The sequence below is a fragment of the Streptomyces ferrugineus genome, assembly GCF_015160855.1.
Taxonomy (GTDB): domain Bacteria; phylum Actinomycetota; class Actinomycetes; order Streptomycetales; family Streptomycetaceae; genus Streptomyces; species Streptomyces ferrugineus.
The window spans coordinates 1,093,693-1,108,240 of the sequence record NZ_CP063373.1 but is presented as its reverse complement, the minus strand read 5'-3'; the positions used below and the strand labels follow the sequence as shown (position 1 = coordinate 1,108,240).

The following is a 14,548-nucleotide window of genomic DNA, read 5'->3' as shown; positions in this document are numbered from 1 at the left end:
CGCGGGGCGCTCAGCCGGTGTTGCGCAGGCCCGCGGCCACGCCGTTCACCGTGAGGAGCAGGGCGCGGGACAGCAGCGGGTCGGCCTCGGCGCCGGCCGCGGCGGCGTCGCGCTGGCGCTTGAGCAGGGTGACCTGGAGGTAGGAGATGGGGTCCAGGTAGGCGTCGCGGATGGCGAAGGTCTGCTTGAGGACCGGCTGGGCGTCGAGGAGTTCCTTTTCGCCGGTCACCTTCAGGACTTCCGCGACGGTGAGTTCGTGCTCGGCGCGGATGGTGTCGAAGACGTGCTTGAGCTCGTCCGGCACGAGGGTGTCGACGTAGTGCCCGGCGATCCGCAGGTCGGTCTTGGCGAGCGTCATCTCGACGTTGGAGATGAAGTTGCGGAAGAAGTGCCACTGCTCGTGCATCTCGTCGAGCACGGTGTCCAGGCCCGCTTCGCGCAGCGCCTTGAGGCCGGAGCCGACGCCGAACCAGCCGGGCACGATCTGCCGGGACTGGGTCCAGCCGAACACCCACGGGATGGCGCGCAGCCCGTCGAGGGAGACACCCGAGCCGGGGCGGCGGGAGGGGCGCGAGCCCAGGTGCAGGTCGGCGAGCTGGTCCACCGGTGTCGACGCGAGGAAGTACGTCGGCAGGTCCGGGTCCTCGACGAGCCTGCGGTAGGCGGCGTGGGCGGCGTCGCTGACGACGTCCATCGCGGCGTCCCAGCGGGCGAGTGCCTCGACGGACTGGCGGGGGGCGGTGTGCAGGGCGGAGGCCTGGAGGGTGGCGGCCACCGTCAGCTCGAGGTTCTCCCTGGCCAGGGACGGTACGAGGTACTTGTCGGAGATGACCTCGCCCTGCTCGGTGACCTTGATCTCGCCTTCCAGGGTGCCCCAGGGCTGGGCGAGGATCGCGTCGTGGGAGGGGCCGCCGCCGCGGCCGACGGTGCCGCCGCGGCCGTGGAACAGCCTCAGACGCACCCCATACCGGTGCGCCACGTCGCGCAGGCGGCGCTGGGCGCGGTGGATCTCCCACTGGCTGGTGGTGATGCCGCCGAACTTGGAGGAGTCGGAGTAGCCGAGCATGACCTCCTGGACGTCGCCGCGCAGGGCCACGAGCCTGCGGTACGACGGGTCGGAGAGCATGTCCTCCAGGATGGTGTCGGCGGCCTTGAGTTCGTCGGTGGTCTCCAGCAGCGGCACGATGCCGATCTTGGCCCAGCCGGCGTGCAGGTCGATCAGGCCGGCCTCGCGGGCGAGGACGGTCGCGGCGAAGACGTCGTCGGCGCCCTGGCACATGGAGATGATGTACGACTCGATGACCTCGGGTCCGAAGACCTCCAGGGCCTTCTTGACGGTCTGGAACACGCCGAGGGTCTTCTCGCCGGCCGCGTCCACGGGTGCCGGGGTGGGGGCGAGGGGACGGCGGGAGCGGAGTTCCTTGGCGAGGAGCTTGGCGCGGTAGTCGCGGGGCATGTCGGCGTAGCGCCAGGACTCCTCGCCGAGCCGGTCGAAGAGCTGGCCGAGGGCGTGGTGGTGGGCGTCGGCGTGCTCGCGTACGTCCATGGTGGCCAGCTGCAGGCCGAACGCGGACAGGGTGCGGATCGTGCGGTTCATGCGGCCGTCGGCGAACAGGCCGCCGCGGTGGTCCCTGAGCGAGGTCTGGATCAGGGTGAGGTCCTGCAGCAGTTCGCCGGTGCCGAGGTAGTCGCGGCCCGCCTCGTGGGGGATGCCCTTGGCGAGGCGGGTCTTGGTGTTCTCCAGCTTCTGCCGGATGCAGGTGGCCTTGAGCCGGTAGGGCTCTTCGGCGTTGAGGCGCTTGTAGCGGGGGCTGATCTCGGGGAGGTTCTCCAGGTCGGCCTTCAGCGACTCCAGGAGTTCCTCCGTCGCGCCGGTGTAGCGGATGGAGTTCGACAGGAAGCCGCGCAGCTCGTCGATCATCTCCAGGGCGTCGTTGATGCCGTGTTCGTGCTGGAGGATGAGGACGTCCCAGGTCACCTGGGGGGTGACGTTGGGGTTGCCGTCGCGGTCGCCGCCGATCCAGGTGCCGAAGGTGAGGGGGCGGGTGGTGTCGGGGAGCTTGTGGCCGACGCGCTCCAGTTCCGCGGTGAGGTCCTCCAGGACGTCGCCGACGGCGCCGGCGTGGAGTTCGTCGAGGTAGTAGATGGCGTTGCGGGCCTCGTCGGCGGGCTCGGGGCGGACCACGCGCAGTTCGTCGGTCTGCCAGACGAGGTCGATGTTCTCGGCCAGTCGGGTGTCGTGCCGGCGGCGGTCCCCTTCGAGGACGGGGGTCTCCAGGAGGGCGGCGACGCGTCGGAGCTTGTTGAGGACGCTGCGGCGTGCGGCCTCGGTGGGGTGGGCGGTGAACACCGGGCGGACGTTGAGGTGCTCGACAGTCTGGCGCAGGTGCTCGGGGTCGGCGTCCTTGAGGCGGTCGGCCGTACGGGCGAGGAGACCGCCTTCGGCGGCGCGCCGGGCGCGCAGCTCGCGGCCGCGGTGGACCTGCTCGGTGACGTTGGCCAGGTGGAAGTAGGTGGAGAAGGCGCGGACCAGCTTGGCCGCGGTGTCCAGCTCGGTGCCGCGCAGCAGCTCGGCGGCGGCTTCGCCGTCCTCTCGGGTGAGACGGCGGACCTTCTCGACGAGCTCCAGCAGCTCGGGGCCTTCCTGGCGGACGAGTGTCTCGCCGAGGAGGTCACCCAGTCGGCGGATGTCGGCGCGCAGCTCGCTGCTGGTCGTCGTCTGGTCGTCGGCACTGCTCACAGGTGCGGCTCCTTGCAGTGTTGAAGCTCGTCCGGGAGGGAACCCGGCGCAGGTGCCGCGCGGTGGGTGCCGCATACGGCTCCTGGCATCCGGGAAGAAATCAGAGCGGACCGCGCTGTCCGACCGACTCCAAGGATAGGTGTCGACGCGGACGCGCAGACTCTCGGGCTCTTGCCGCCGGGCGACGCACTGCCATACTTACGATGCCGTAGGTTACGGAACCGTAGGGACCGTTGTAACGAATTCTGGGAACAGTTCCCGCAGCCCCGGCATCTGCCACAACCCTCGACACCCCACAGGGGACGCCCATGACCACGAGCTCCGATGTGATCGAAGACGCCCCGAAGGCGAACGACGACACCCAGACCTCCTCCGCCACGCTGGGCGGGGAGAAGAAGCGCTCGATCGAGCAGATCGCGCTCCTCCTCTTCATCACCGTCCCGTTCCTGGCGCTGGTCGCGGCCGTGCCGCTGGCCTGGGGCTGGGGTGTGAGCTGGCTCGACCTCGGCCTGATGGTCTTCTTCTACTTCCTGGGCTGCCACGGCATCACGATCGGCTTCCACCGCTACTTCACCCATGGTTCGTTCAAGGCCAAGCGGCCCCTGCGGATCGCGCTGGCGATCGCGGGCTCCCTGGCGGTCGAGGGTCCGATCGTCCGCTGGGTGGCCGACCACCGCAAGCATCACAAGTTCTCCGACGCGGAGGGCGACCCGCACTCTCCGTGGCGGTTCGGCGAGACCGTTCCGGCCCTGATGAAGGGCCTGTGGTGGGCGCATATCGGCTGGATGTTCGACGAGGAGCAGACGCCGCAGGACAAGTACGCGCCGGATCTGATCAAGGACCCGGCGATCCGTGCGATCTCCCGCCAGTTCATCTACTGGACGGCGCTGTCGCTGGCGCTGCCCGCGCTGATCGGCGGACTGGTGACGATGTCCTGGTGGGGCGCGTTCACGGGCTTCTTCTGGGGCTCACTCGTCCGGGTGGCCCTGCTGCACCATGTCACCTGGTCGATCAACTCGATCTGCCACGCGGTGGGCAAGCGGCCGTTCAAGTCGCGTGACCGCTCGGGCAACGTGTGGTGGCTGGCGGTGCTGTCGTGCGGGGAGTCCTGGCACAACCTGCACCACGCCGACCCGACGTCCGCGCGGCACGGTGTGGAGCGCGGTCAGATCGACTCCTCGGCGCGGATCATCCGCTGGTTCGAGATGCTCGGCTGGGCCTACGACGTGCGCTGGCCGTCACGCTCGCGTATCGATTCACGCCGGAACACCGGGGAAGGCGGCTCCCGGCGCCGGAAGGAACCTGTAAAGGCGGCATGATTGACGCCGTGGCGACCGACTCCAGCAGTACCCCCGGCAATGAGAAGCAGCGGCGGACGCGCCGTACCCGGATGACCGGTGCGGAGCGCCGCCAGCAGCTGCTGGAGATCGGTCGCACCCTGTTCGCCGCGAAGGGGTTCGAGGGCACGTCGGTGGAGGAGATCGCCGCGAAGGCGGGCGTCTCCAAGCCGGTGGTGTACGAGCACTTCGGCGGCAAGGAGGGCCTGTACGCGGTGGTGGTGGACCGTGAGATGCGCCGTCTGCTGGACATGGTGACCAGCTCGCTGACCGCCGGCCACCCCCGTGAGCTGTGCGAACAGGCGGCCTTCGCGCTTCTCGACTACATCGAGGAGTACACGGACGGCTTCCGCATCCTGGTCCGTGACTCGCCCATCCCCCAGTCGACGGGTTCCTTCGCGTCCCTGATCTCGGACATCGCCACCCAGGTGGAGGACATCCTGGGCCGCGAGTTCAAGAGCCGCGGCTTCGACCCCAAGCTGGCCCCGCTGTACGCGCAGGCCCTGGTCGGGATGGTGGCCCTGACCGGCCAGTGGTGGCTGGACGTCCGCCGCCCGAAGAAGGCGGAGGTCGCGGCGCATCTGGTGAACCTGGCCTGGCACGGCCTGGACGGCCTGGAGGCGAAGCCGCACCTGATAGGGCGCCGGAAGAGCTGACCCGCGCCCTGTCGACGGGGCCTCGGTGCCGACGTACTCAGCCCTTGAACGTGTCCTTGCCCTTCTCCTTCGCCTGGCGTGCGTGGCCCTTGCGCTGCTCGGCCTTGCCCTTTGCGGTCATTTCCTCATTGCCGACCACGCGGCCCATCGTTTCCTTGACCTTGCCCCTGAGCTGTTCCTTCTTGGACCTGGCCTTCTCTTCCTTCGCCATGTTCCTCACTCCCGCAAGGTTGACGCCGGTGTGATTCAGCGGGTGACCAGTGCACCGCCGTCTCAAACAGTGGTGCCGGGCTCCCCGGTCACCGGCTCCAGGAACTCCAGCCGGTTGCCCACGGGGTCGTAGGAGTGGAACCGCCGGTGCCCCGGCAGCTCCTCGTCCCACTCCACCGGCGCCCCGTGCGCCGTCAGCCGGGCCGCGTACCGCTCGATCCCGGTGACCCGCAGTCCGGGGTGGGCCTTCGTCCCGGGGCGGAAGTCCTCTTCGATGCCGAGGTGCAGTTCCACGGTGCCCGCCCGGAACCAGCAGCCGCCGCGCCCGGCCAGTGCGGGGGGCTTCGGGATCTCGGTCATGCCGAGGACGCCCACGTAGTACGTCCGCAGCCGCTCCTCCGAGCCGGGCGGCGCCGTGAGCTGGACGTGGTCGACGGCGGTGATCATCAGGCCTCCTTGCGGGCCACGGCGAAGATCCGGCGGAAGGGGAAGGGGGTGCCGTGCGGGCCGGCCGGGTAGGCCGCGCGCAGGGCGTCCCGGTAGTCGTCGAGGAAGGCGTCCCGCGCCTCGGGGTCGTCGGCGAGCGCGGTGAGGACCGGCCGCAGTCCGGTGCCCTTCACCCAGTCGAGGACGGGGTCCTCGCCGCTCAGGAGATGGACGTACGTCGTCTCCCAGACGTCCGCGGAGCAGCCCAGGCCGGTCAGCCCGGTCAGGTAGTCCCGCGGGGCGAGCACGGCGTCCCGGTGGCGCAGGGTGTCCGCGAGGCCGTGGCGCCGCGCGAGGTCGCGCATCAGGCGGTGGCTCGGGGCGTCGAAGTTGCCGGGGACCTGGAAGGCGAAGGTGCCGCCGGGCCTGAGGCCCTGCACCCAGTGCGCGAAACGGTCCGCGTGCCCCGGCACCCACTGGAGGGTGGCATTGCTGACGATCAGGTCGTACGGCTCCTCGGGCGTCCAGGTCCGTACGTCGGCGTGGGCGAAGCCGAGGCGCCCGCCGCCCGCGCTCGGCCCCTCGTGCTGGACGTGGGCCTGGTCGAGCATCTCCGCGGAGTTGTCGTAGCCGGTGATGTGCGCGGTGGGCCAGCGTTCGGCGAGCAGGGCGGTGACGTTGCCGGGGCCGCAGCCGAGGTCGGCGATGCGCGGCCGTTCGCCGGGGAGGTCGGGGACGCGGGCCAGCAGATCGGTGAAGGGGCGGGCGCGGTGGCCGGCGTGACGCAGGTACTGGGCGGGATCCCAGGTGGGGGTGGCGGCAGCGGACATGGGCGGGGCCTCCTGTCTTCTCGTCTCCAGCCTGCCCCCCTGGATATCTTGACGTCAAGAGACTTCACGTCGACACAACCACTACACTGATCGTCATGGAGGACGAGGTCGATCGGCTGGTCGCAGCGTGGCGCCGGGAGCGCCCGGACCTCGACGTGGAACCGCTCGAGGTGCTCAGCCGGGTGAGCAGACTGGCCCGGCATCTGGACCGGGCGCGCCGGCTGGCCTTCTCCGAGCACAGCCTGGAGCCCTGGGAGTTCGACGTGCTGACCGCGCTCAGGCGCGCCGGGACGCCGTATCAGCTCTCCCCCGGACAGCTGCTGACACAGACCCTGGTCACCTCGGGCACGATGACGAACCGCATCGACCGCCTAGCCAAGAAGGGCCTGGTGGAGCGCCTCCCCGACCCCAGCGACCGACGCGGTGTGCTGGTGCGTCTCACGGACGAGGGCCGCGACCGCGCGGACCAGGCGCTCGCCGGTCTGCTGGACCAGGAGCGTGCGATCCTCGCCGAGCTGTCGCGGGCGCAGCGGGGTGAGCTGGCCGCGTTGTTGCGGCAGCTGACTGCGCCGTTCGACAACATCCCCGGTTGAGCTGAGTGCCGCGATCTGTCGTTTGCCGTCTGCGACGCCGTCGTGGCTGGTTGCGCCCACGCGGCGGTAGCCGCAAATCGACACAGCCCCGCGCCCCTAGGGGTGTTGCTGCTCAGCGGCGTTGATCAGGCGCTGCTGCTTTCCTCCGGCAGGATCCTGCCGGCCGGGCCCAAGTCGACCGGGCCGACCCCCGCCCGGCGCGCGAGCGCCACCGCTGCCAGCGTCGAGTGGACGCCGAGCTTGCCCAGGACGTTCTGCATGTGTGTCCGGACCGTGTGCGGGGACAGGTACAGGCGTTCGGCGACCGCCTTTCTGCCCAGGCCGGCCACCATGCAGCGCAGGACCTCACGTTCGCGCGGGGTGAGGGACTCGACGAGCCGCTCGCTCTCGGTGCGGTGCTTTCGGGCGGCCGTCAGCTCTCGTAGCACGCCCGTGAGCAGGGCCGGCGGCAGATGGGTCTCGTCGCGCAGGACCCCGCGGATGACGGTGAGCAGCCGGGACAGCGAGCAGTCCTTGGCCACCCACCCGGACGCCCCGGCCTGCAGGGCGAGCGCGGCCCGGCGCGGATCGTCCTTCTCGGCGAGGACGACGATCCGTACGGCCGGCTGCGCCGAGCGGACCCCGGCGACCAGCGAGATGCCGTCCACGAGCCCGTCCTCCCCCACCTCCTGCACGGGCACGGCGGGCCGGACCCCCGGCACATTGCCGCCCAGGTCGGCGTCGACGAGCAGGACATCGAACCGCCGTCCCTCGGCGGCCGCGCGCTCCAGACTGCGCAGCGCGGCCGGGCCGCTGCCGGCGGCGGAGACGTCGACATCGGGCTCGGCGGCCAGAGCCGCGGCGAGCGACTCGGCGAAGATGCGATGGTCGTCGACGACCAGCACTCGGATGCGAACCACGAAACCCCCTTCCCCAAGCTCTCGAAGAGCAGGGGACCCCATCGTCATAAGGACGACACCGGGAGACAAGACAACGATCTGCGGGTACGACGCCCGAAGCGCGTTGGGCGCGCGCACGGCCGCCGCCGTGCAGGAACTGCTACCCCCCACTTCGGGTGTCGAACCCGACTGTCTCGCCCCCTGATCAGCACCGGCCCCCACCGGTGCTGTTCATCAGGGTACGGCCGGGGGGCAGGAGCGGAAGGTAATTTGCAGAACTGGTTGGCCGACGCGTTTATGGTGAGCCGCATGTTTCGTCTGGAGACAGAAGTCGACAAAGCGCGCCAGGATCTGCTCCGCCGCCGGCTGCGGGACACCAACTCCGCGGCCTCCCCGATCCTGCGCGCCCTGCGCGGAACCCCAGGTGGACGTGAACGCCCGCTCCAGGTCTGGGCGTTGGACGAGGCGGACGCCGTGGCCGGCGGACTCGTCGGGTACACCTGGACCACCTGGCTCCATGTCACCTACCTCTGGGTCGACGAACGCCTTCGCGGCGCGGGCATCGGTTCGCGACTGCTTGCACAGGCGGAGCGCGTGGCCCGCGCCGAGCGGGGCTGCGCTGCCGTACGCCTGGAGACCTGGGACTTCCAGGCGCCGGAGTTCTACCAGCGGCAGGGGTATGACGTGGTGTGTGTGATCCCGGACTATCCGCCGGGCATCACGGAGTACACCCTGACCAAGCATCTGGGATCAATCTGAGTCTCAGTGTCGTCTCAGGCACATCCCCTACCCTCCGCCCCATGAGCATGCTGCGGAAGCTGAACTCGAAGATCGGAGCGACGACCGGGTACCAGGTACGCCGAGTGCCGGCTCCGTCGCCGCCGAAGGAAAATCTCGGCGCCATCCCCGCACCGCGCGGCCCGCGCCCGGAGCGCCCCGCGACCGGGGCGGTGGGCGGACCGGTGGATCCGGCCGTGGACCGGCTGCTGCGACGGCCGGTCTTCATCCTCACCTCCGTGCGCTCCGGATCGACCCTGCTGCGCATGATGCTGGGCGCGCACTCCCGGCTGCACGCCGCGCACGAGCTGCACCTGACCGGCCTCGAGGTGTACTTCAAGACCCACAGCCCCACCGAGAAGTCCATGCGCGCGCTCGGCCTCGGGTACGAGGAGCTGGAGGCGCTGCTGTGGGACCGCATCCTGCACCGGGAACTGGTGAAGTCCGGCAAGTCGTTCATCGTGGAGAAGACCCCGGGCAACGCCTTCGCATGGCGGCGCATCGCCGAGACCTGGCCGGATGCCCGCTTCGTCTTCCTGCGCCGGCATCCGGCCGCGGTGGCCCGCTCCTGGCACGAGGCCGTCCCGGACCGCACCCGCGAGGAGGCGGCCGAGCGCGTGCTGCGGTACATGGAGGCCATGGAGGAGGCCCACGCCGAACTCGGCGGCCACATCCTGCGCTACGAGGACCTCACCGCCGACCCCGTCGCCGCGCTCCGCGACATCTGCCGCTTCCTGGACCTCGACTACGAGCCCGGCATGCTCGAATACGGCAGCAGCCTGGAGGGCGCCGTACTGGGCGGCGGCTTCGGCGACTGGAACGACAAGATCCGCTCGGGCCGGGTACAGCCGGACCGGCCGGCACCGTCGCAGGACGAGATCGCGGATGTGCTGCGGCCGATGTGCCGGGCGTGGGGGTACCTCTAGAGGGGCTTGCCGCACCCGGGGCCGAGGCGTCGCCTCGGCCCCGTCTGCGGCTTCCGCGGGCTCAGCTCAGCCGCCGGGCGCCCGCCGCCGGCACCGCCTCGAACACGCGCGGCGCGGTGAACCCGGCCGCGGCGAAGGCCTCTTCGACCGCCTTGGTGATGGTCTCGACGTCGGCCGCCTCGGCCAGCACGATCGCCGAGCCGCCGAAGCCGCCGCCGGTCATGCGGGCGCCGAGGGCGCCGCCCGCCAGGGCCGTGTCCACGACCAGGTCCAGCTCGGGGCAGGAGATGCGGAAGTCGTCGCGCAGGGAGGCGTGGCCCTGCGTCAGCACCGGGCCGATCGCCCGTGTCTCACCGGACTCCAGCAGGGCGACGACGCGTTCGACACGCTGGTCCTCCGTGACCACGTGCCGGACCAGCCGGCGGACCTCCTCGTCGTCGCCGAGCCGCTCGAGGGCCGCGTCCAGGCCGTCGTAGGCGACGTCCCTGAGCGCGTCGACGCCCAGCAGGGCCGCGCCCTTCTCGCAGCCCGCGCGGCGCTTGCCGTACTCGCCCTCGCTGTGGGAGTGCTTGACCTGGGTGTCGACGACGAGCAGGCGCATGCCCTCGGCGGCCAGGTCGAAGGGGATCTGCCGCTGGGAGAGGTCACGGGTGTCGAGGAAGAGGGCGTGGCCGGCCTCGCAGCAGGCGGACGCGGTCTGGTCCATGATGCCGACCGGGGCGCCGACGTAGACGTTCTCGGCGCGCTGGCACAGGCGGGCCAGCTGCCAGCCCTTCTGGCCCAGGTCGTAGAGGTCGTTGAGCGCGAGCGCGACCACGACCTCCAGGGCCGCCGACGACGACAGGCCCGCGCCCGCCGGGACCGTCGAGGCGAGGTGGATGTCGGCGCCGGTCACCGCGTGGCCGGCCTGGCGCAGGGCCCAGACGACGCCCGACGGGTACGCCGTCCAGTTCCGGTCCGTCTCGGGGCGCAGGTCGTCGAGCCGCAGCTCCACCACGCCGCCCTCGACGTCGGCCGAGTGCAGCCGCAGGACGCCGTCCGCGCGCCGCGAGACCGCCGCGACCGCGGTGTGCGGCAGCGCGAACGGCATGACGAAGCCGTCGTTGTAGTCGGTGTGCTCGCCGATCAGGTTGACCCGGCCCGGCGCGGCCCACACCCCCTCCGGCTCGGCCCCGTACAGCTCCCTGAACCGCTCGGCGACCGCGGCTGCCGTGTCGACGCTCATCCCCTGACCCTGACCTTTCGTACGTTCTAGTTGCCGCGCCGCTGCGCGAACTCCCACGCGTCCGCGACGATCCCGGCGAGGTCCGCCCGGGACGGGTTCCAGCCGAGCCGCTCGCGGGCGGTGTCGGCGGAGGCGACCAGGGCGGCCGGGTCGCCGCCCCGGCGCGGGGCCACGACCTCGGGGATCGGGTGCCCGGTGACCTTGCGGACGGTCTCGATGACCTCGCGCACGGAGAAGCCGTTGCCGTTGCCGAGGTTGCAGATGAGGTGCTCGCCGGGCCGGGCGGCCTCCAGGGCGAGCAGGTGGGCCTCCGCCAGGTCGGCGACGTGGATGTAGTCGCGCACGCAGGTGCCGTCCGGCGTCGGGTAGTCGTCGCCGAAGACGGAGATCGCGTCGCGCCGGCCCTGGGCGACCTGGAGGACCAGCGGGATGAGGTGCGACTCGGGGTCGTGGCGCTCACCGCAGTCGCCGTAGGCGCCCGCGACGTTGAAGTACCTGAGGGAGACCGCGCCCAGGCCGTGGGCCGCCGCCTCGCCGGTGATCATGTGGTCGACGGCGAGCTTGGAGGCGCCGTACGGGTTCGTCGGCCGCGTCGGCGCCGACTCGACGATCGGTACCTCCTTCGGCTCGCCGTACGTGGCGGCCGTCGAGGAGAAGACCAGCTTGCGCACGCCCGCCTCGCGCATGGCGCCGAGCAGCGCCATGGTGCCGCCGACGTTGTTGTCCCAGTACTTCTCGGGCTTCACGACCGACTCGCCGACCTGCGAGAACGCGGCGAAGTGCAGCACCGCGTCGAAGGAGGAGTCCAGCCACTTGGCGGCGTCGCGGATGTCGCCCTCGATGAAGGACGCCCCGGACGGCACACCCTCACGGAAGCCGGTGGAGAGGTTGTCGAGGACGACGACCTCCTCGCCCGCCTCGATCAGGTGCCGCGCGACCACGCTGCCGACGTAGCCCGCGCCACCGGTGACCAGAAACTTCCCGCTCATGAACTCGCTACCTCTCGCAGTCGCTCAGCCGCGCGCTCCGGCGGCACGTCGTTGATGAACACGTTCATGCCGGATTCGGAACCCGCGAGGAACTTCAGCTTGCCGGAAGTGCGGCGGATGGTGAAAAGCTCGAGGTGAAGCGCGAAGTCCTCACGCACGACGCCCTCGAAGTCCTCCAGCTGGCCGAACGGCGCCTGATGCCAGGCGGCGATGTACGGCGTGGGAGGCTCACCTTCCCCGAAGATCCGGTCGAAGCGCCTCAAGAGTTCCAGATAAACCTTGGGGAACTCTGAGCGCGCCTCTTCGTCCAGGGCGAGCAGATCGGGCACCCGGCGCTTCGGGTACAGGTGGATCTCGTACGGCCAGTGCGCGGCGTACGGCACGAAGGCCACCCAGTGTTCACCCTCCAGGACGACCCGCTCGCCGGCGAGTTCACGCTCGACGACGGCGTCGAAGAGGTTCTCGCCGCCGGTGGCGTCCTTGTGCGCGGCGAGGGAGCGCAGCATCAGGGCGGTGCGCGGGGTGGTGAAGGGATAGGCGTAGATCTGTCCGTGGGGGTGCTGGAGCGTCACGCCGATCTCGGCACCGCGGTTCTCGAAGCAGAACACCTGCTCGACGAAGGGCAGGGACGACAGCTCGGAGGTCCGGTCGGTCCAGGCGTCGAGCACGAGCCGCGCCTGCTCCTCGGTGAGGTCGGCGAAGGACGCGTTGTGGTCGGAGGTGAAGCAGACGACCTCGCAGCGCCCGGAGTCGCCGGCGAGCGAGGGGAAGCGGTTCTCGAAGACGACGGCGTCGTACGACGAGTCCGGGATCTCGCTCAGCCGGTCGCCCTCGGAGGGGCACAGCGGGCACTGGTCGGCCGGCGGATGGTAGGTCCGCCCCTGCCGGTGCGAGGCGATGGCGACGGAGTCCCCGAGCAGCACGTCATGACGGATCTCGGACGTGGTGACGGTCCGGTCCAGGGGACGGCGGTCGACCGCGTCCCGCACGGTGTCGTCGCGCAGGTCGTAGTAGATGAGCTCACGACCGTCGGCCAGTCGGGTCGAGGTCTTCTTCACGCCGCACTCCCATCAAACAGAACTAAACACAGAACAACACATCTCACCCCCTCCGTCAACATCACAATCCAACAAAGAGCATCACCCGACGTGTTCAATTACTGAACACCCGGGCGTAGGTTCCGCTGTGTATCGATTCGCGACACGAAGCGAGTACGTATGCAAACCCCCACAATTTCCCCCACGGGGCCTCTCACTTCCCCCACTTCCCCCACTTCCCCCACTTCCCCCACCTACCTCGCCGCCGAGCTACGGCTCCCCACGAACTGGGTCGACTACACACTGCTCGGCATCTACTTCGTCGCCGTGCTGGGCATCGGATTCGCGGCCCGCCGCTCGGTCAAGACCAGCCTCGACTTCTTCCTCTCCGGCCGCTCCCTGCCGGCCTGGGTCACCGGCCTGGCCTTCATCTCCGCCAACCTGGCCGCGACGGAGATCCTGGGCATGGCGGCGAACAGCGCGCAGTACGGCGCCTACACCGTCCACTGGTACTGGATCGGCGCCATCCCGGCCATGGTCTTCCTCGGCCTGGTGATGATGCCCTTCTACTACGGCAGCAAGGTCCGCTCGGTACCCGAGTTCCTCCTCCTGCGCTTCGACAAGTGGGCGCACCTGCTCAGTTCGATCCTGTTCGCCTTCGCCGCGATCCTGATCGCCGGCGTGAACCTGTACGCCCTGGCGATCGTGGTCGAGGCCCTGCTGGGCTGGCCGGAGTGGGTGGCGATCGTCGTGGCGGGCTTCTTCGTGCTGGCCTACATCACCCTCGGCGGCCTGTCGTCGGCGATCTACAACGAGGTCCTGCAGTTCTTCGTGATCCTGGCGGCGCTGATCCCGATCACCGTGCTGGCGCTGAAGAAGGTGGGCGGCTGGGACGGCCTGACGGACACGCTCACCAAGTCCCACGGCGACGACTTCGTCACCGCCTGGGGCGGCACGGGCATCGGCGACGCGAACCCGCTGGGCGCGAACTGGCTGACGATCGTCCTGGGCCTCGGCTTCGTGCTGTCCTTCGGCTACTGGACGACGAACTTCGCGGAGGTCCAGCGGGCCCTGTCCGCGAAGAACCTCTCGGCGGCGCAGCGCACCCCGCTGATCGCGGCGTTCCCGAAGATCTTCATCGTGTTCCTGGTGATGATCCCCGGCCTTGCGGCGGCGGCCCTGGTCCCCGGCTTCGGCACCTCCGAATCGGGCTACCAGTACAACGACGCGATCCCCTACCTCATGCAGGGCCTGCTGCCCAACGGCGTACTGGGCATCGCGGTGACGGGCCTCCTGGCGGCCTTCATGGCGGGCATGGCGGCCAACGTCTCATCGTTCAACACCGTGTTCACCACGGACATCTGGGCGAAGTACGTGGTGAAGGACCGAGAGGACTCCTACTACGTCGGCTTCGGCCGCCTGATCACGGCGATCGGCGTCCTGGCATCGATCGGCACGGCGTTCCTGGCGTCCTCCTTCTCCAACATCATGAGCTACCTCCAGACCCTGTTCTCCTTCTTCAACGTGCCGATGTTCGTGGTCTTCATCATCGGCATGTTCTGGAAGCGGGCGTCGATGAAGTCGGGTTTCTGGGGCCTGCTGGCCGGCACGACAGCAGCGATGGTGAACTACTTCGTCCTCTACAAGCAGGACATCGTCTCCATCCCCTCCGACCAGGGCGCCAACTTCGTCTCCGCGATCGCGGGCTTCGTGGCCGGCGCGGTCGTCATGGTGGCCGTCACCCTCTTCACGGCCCCCAAGCCGACGGAGGAACTCCAGGGCCTGGTCTACGGCACCCGCTCCCCCGGCATGACCGAGCCGCCGGCCAAGGGCGACGACGCGTGGTACCGCAAGCCGGCGTTGCTGGGCTGGGGTGCCGTGGTGCTGGCGGCCGCCTGCTACATCCCGTTCTCGTTCTGACGAA

The 14,548-nt window shown here is 70.0% G+C and carries 14 protein-coding genes; 6 read left to right on the top strand and 8 right to left on the bottom strand.

Going from position 1 to position 14,548, the window contains the following annotated elements; all coding sequences use genetic code 11:
- Positions 1-10: 10 nt before the first annotated feature.
- Complete coding sequence (gene ppc, locus IM697_RS05295) at positions 11-2,740, bottom strand: phosphoenolpyruvate carboxylase (protein WP_194045214.1); 2,730 nt, start codon at positions 2,738-2,740, stop codon at positions 11-13.
- Positions 2,741-3,048: 308 nt separating this feature from the next.
- Here ppc and IM697_RS05290 point away from each other — a divergent pair, with 308 nt between their 5' ends.
- Positions 3,049-4,059, top strand: coding sequence for an acyl-CoA desaturase (locus IM697_RS05290; protein WP_194045212.1), 1,011 nt, complete (start codon positions 3,049-3,051; stop codon positions 4,057-4,059).
- On the top strand, positions 4,056-4,733 hold the full coding sequence (locus IM697_RS05285; RefSeq protein WP_194045210.1) for a TetR/AcrR family transcriptional regulator: 678 nt from the start codon (positions 4,056-4,058) through the stop codon (positions 4,731-4,733). The genes IM697_RS05290 and IM697_RS05285 overlap by 4 nt, the downstream gene beginning before the upstream one ends.
- A gap of 37 nt (positions 4,734-4,770) precedes the next feature.
- Here IM697_RS05285 and IM697_RS05280 read toward each other — a convergent pair whose 3' ends face one another.
- The 3 genes from IM697_RS05280 to IM697_RS05270 all read right to left on the bottom strand — a co-directional run bounded on the left by IM697_RS05280 (position 4,771) and on the right by IM697_RS05270 (position 6,199).
- Positions 4,771-4,944 (bottom strand): CsbD family protein, encoded by a 174-nt coding sequence (locus IM697_RS05280; RefSeq protein WP_194045208.1) that lies wholly within the window; start codon positions 4,942-4,944, stop codon positions 4,771-4,773.
- A gap of 62 nt (positions 4,945-5,006) precedes the next feature.
- On the bottom strand, positions 5,007-5,390 hold the full coding sequence (locus IM697_RS05275) for a VOC family protein (protein WP_194045206.1): 384 nt from the start codon (positions 5,388-5,390) through the stop codon (positions 5,007-5,009).
- Positions 5,390-6,199 carry a trans-aconitate 2-methyltransferase gene (locus IM697_RS05270; RefSeq protein WP_194045204.1) on the bottom strand — a complete coding sequence of 270 codons (810 nt, stop codon included), beginning with the start codon at positions 6,197-6,199 and terminating at the stop codon, positions 5,390-5,392. The genes IM697_RS05275 and IM697_RS05270 overlap by 1 nt, the downstream gene beginning before the upstream one ends.
- Positions 6,200-6,294: 95 nt before the next feature.
- Here IM697_RS05270 and tamR point away from each other — a divergent pair, with 95 nt between their 5' ends.
- Entirely contained in the window at positions 6,295-6,792 is a 498-nt protein-coding gene (gene tamR, locus IM697_RS05265; RefSeq protein ID WP_019753616.1) for a MarR family transcriptional regulator TamR, read from the top strand.
- Positions 6,793-6,917: 125 nt separating this feature from the next.
- Here tamR and IM697_RS05260 read toward each other — a convergent pair whose 3' ends face one another.
- Complete coding sequence (locus IM697_RS05260; RefSeq protein WP_194045202.1) at positions 6,918-7,691, bottom strand: LuxR C-terminal-related transcriptional regulator; 774 nt, start codon at positions 7,689-7,691, stop codon at positions 6,918-6,920.
- Between the two features lie 276 nt (positions 7,692-7,967).
- Here IM697_RS05260 and IM697_RS05255 point away from each other — a divergent pair, with 276 nt between their 5' ends.
- Together IM697_RS05255 and IM697_RS05250 are read left to right on the top strand one after the other, a co-directional pair.
- Positions 7,968-8,429 (top strand): GNAT family N-acetyltransferase, encoded by a 462-nt coding sequence (locus IM697_RS05255; protein ID WP_194049597.1) that lies wholly within the window; start codon positions 7,968-7,970, stop codon positions 8,427-8,429.
- A 41-nt stretch (positions 8,430-8,470) separates the two neighbouring features.
- Complete coding sequence (locus IM697_RS05250; protein ID WP_194045200.1) at positions 8,471-9,373, top strand: sulfotransferase family protein; 903 nt, start codon at positions 8,471-8,473, stop codon at positions 9,371-9,373.
- 61 nt (positions 9,374-9,434) lie between these two features.
- Here IM697_RS05250 and galK read toward each other — a convergent pair whose 3' ends face one another.
- The 3 genes from galK to galT are packed head-to-tail and all read right to left on the bottom strand — an operon-like array spanning position 9,435 to position 12,645.
- A complete protein-coding gene (gene galK, locus IM697_RS05245; RefSeq protein ID WP_194045199.1) occupies positions 9,435-10,598 on the bottom strand; it encodes a galactokinase in 1,164 nt (387 codons plus the stop codon).
- Positions 10,599-10,624: 26 nt separating this feature from the next.
- On the bottom strand, positions 10,625-11,587 hold the full coding sequence (gene galE, locus IM697_RS05240; protein WP_194045198.1) for a UDP-glucose 4-epimerase GalE: 963 nt from the start codon (positions 11,585-11,587) through the stop codon (positions 10,625-10,627).
- A complete protein-coding gene (gene galT / locus IM697_RS05235) occupies positions 11,584-12,645 on the bottom strand; it encodes a galactose-1-phosphate uridylyltransferase (RefSeq protein WP_194045197.1) in 1,062 nt (353 codons plus the stop codon). The genes galE and galT overlap by 4 nt, the downstream gene beginning before the upstream one ends.
- 159 nt (positions 12,646-12,804) lie before the next feature.
- Between galT and IM697_RS05230 the strand changes: the two genes are divergently transcribed.
- A complete protein-coding gene (locus tag IM697_RS05230; RefSeq protein WP_228044509.1) occupies positions 12,805-14,544 on the top strand; it encodes a sodium:solute symporter family protein in 1,740 nt (579 codons plus the stop codon).
- The last annotated feature ends 4 nt before the right edge of the window (positions 14,545-14,548 follow it).

Bases quoted from the DNA above. Each gene is read 5' to 3' on its own strand.
- IM697_RS05290 (WP_194045212.1), top strand. From the start codon at position 3,049: ATGACCACGAGCTCCGATGTGATCGAAGACGCCCCGAAGGCGAACGAC.
- IM697_RS05285 (WP_194045210.1), top strand. From the start codon at position 4,056: ATGATTGACGCCGTGGCGACCGACTCCAGCAGTACCCCCGGCAATGAG.
- IM697_RS05280 (WP_194045208.1), bottom strand. From the start codon at position 4,944: ATGGCGAAGGAAGAGAAGGCCAGGTCCAAGAAGGAACAGCTCAGGGGC.
- IM697_RS05275 (WP_194045206.1), bottom strand. From the start codon at position 5,390: ATGATCACCGCCGTCGACCACGTCCAGCTCACGGCGCCGCCCGGCTCG.
- IM697_RS05270 (WP_194045204.1), bottom strand. From the start codon at position 6,199: ATGTCCGCTGCCGCCACCCCCACCTGGGATCCCGCCCAGTACCTGCGT.
- tamR (WP_019753616.1), top strand. From the start codon at position 6,295: ATGGAGGACGAGGTCGATCGGCTGGTCGCAGCGTGGCGCCGGGAGCGC.
- IM697_RS05255 (WP_194049597.1), top strand. From the start codon at position 7,968: ATGGTGAGCCGCATGTTTCGTCTGGAGACAGAAGTCGACAAAGCGCGC.
- IM697_RS05250 (WP_194045200.1), top strand. From the start codon at position 8,471: ATGAGCATGCTGCGGAAGCTGAACTCGAAGATCGGAGCGACGACCGGG.
- galK (WP_194045199.1), bottom strand. From the start codon at position 10,598: ATGAGCGTCGACACGGCAGCCGCGGTCGCCGAGCGGTTCAGGGAGCTG.
- galE (WP_194045198.1), bottom strand. From the start codon at position 11,587: ATGAGCGGGAAGTTTCTGGTCACCGGTGGCGCGGGCTACGTCGGCAGC.
- IM697_RS05230 (WP_228044509.1), top strand. From the start codon at position 12,805: ATGCAAACCCCCACAATTTCCCCCACGGGGCCTCTCACTTCCCCCACT.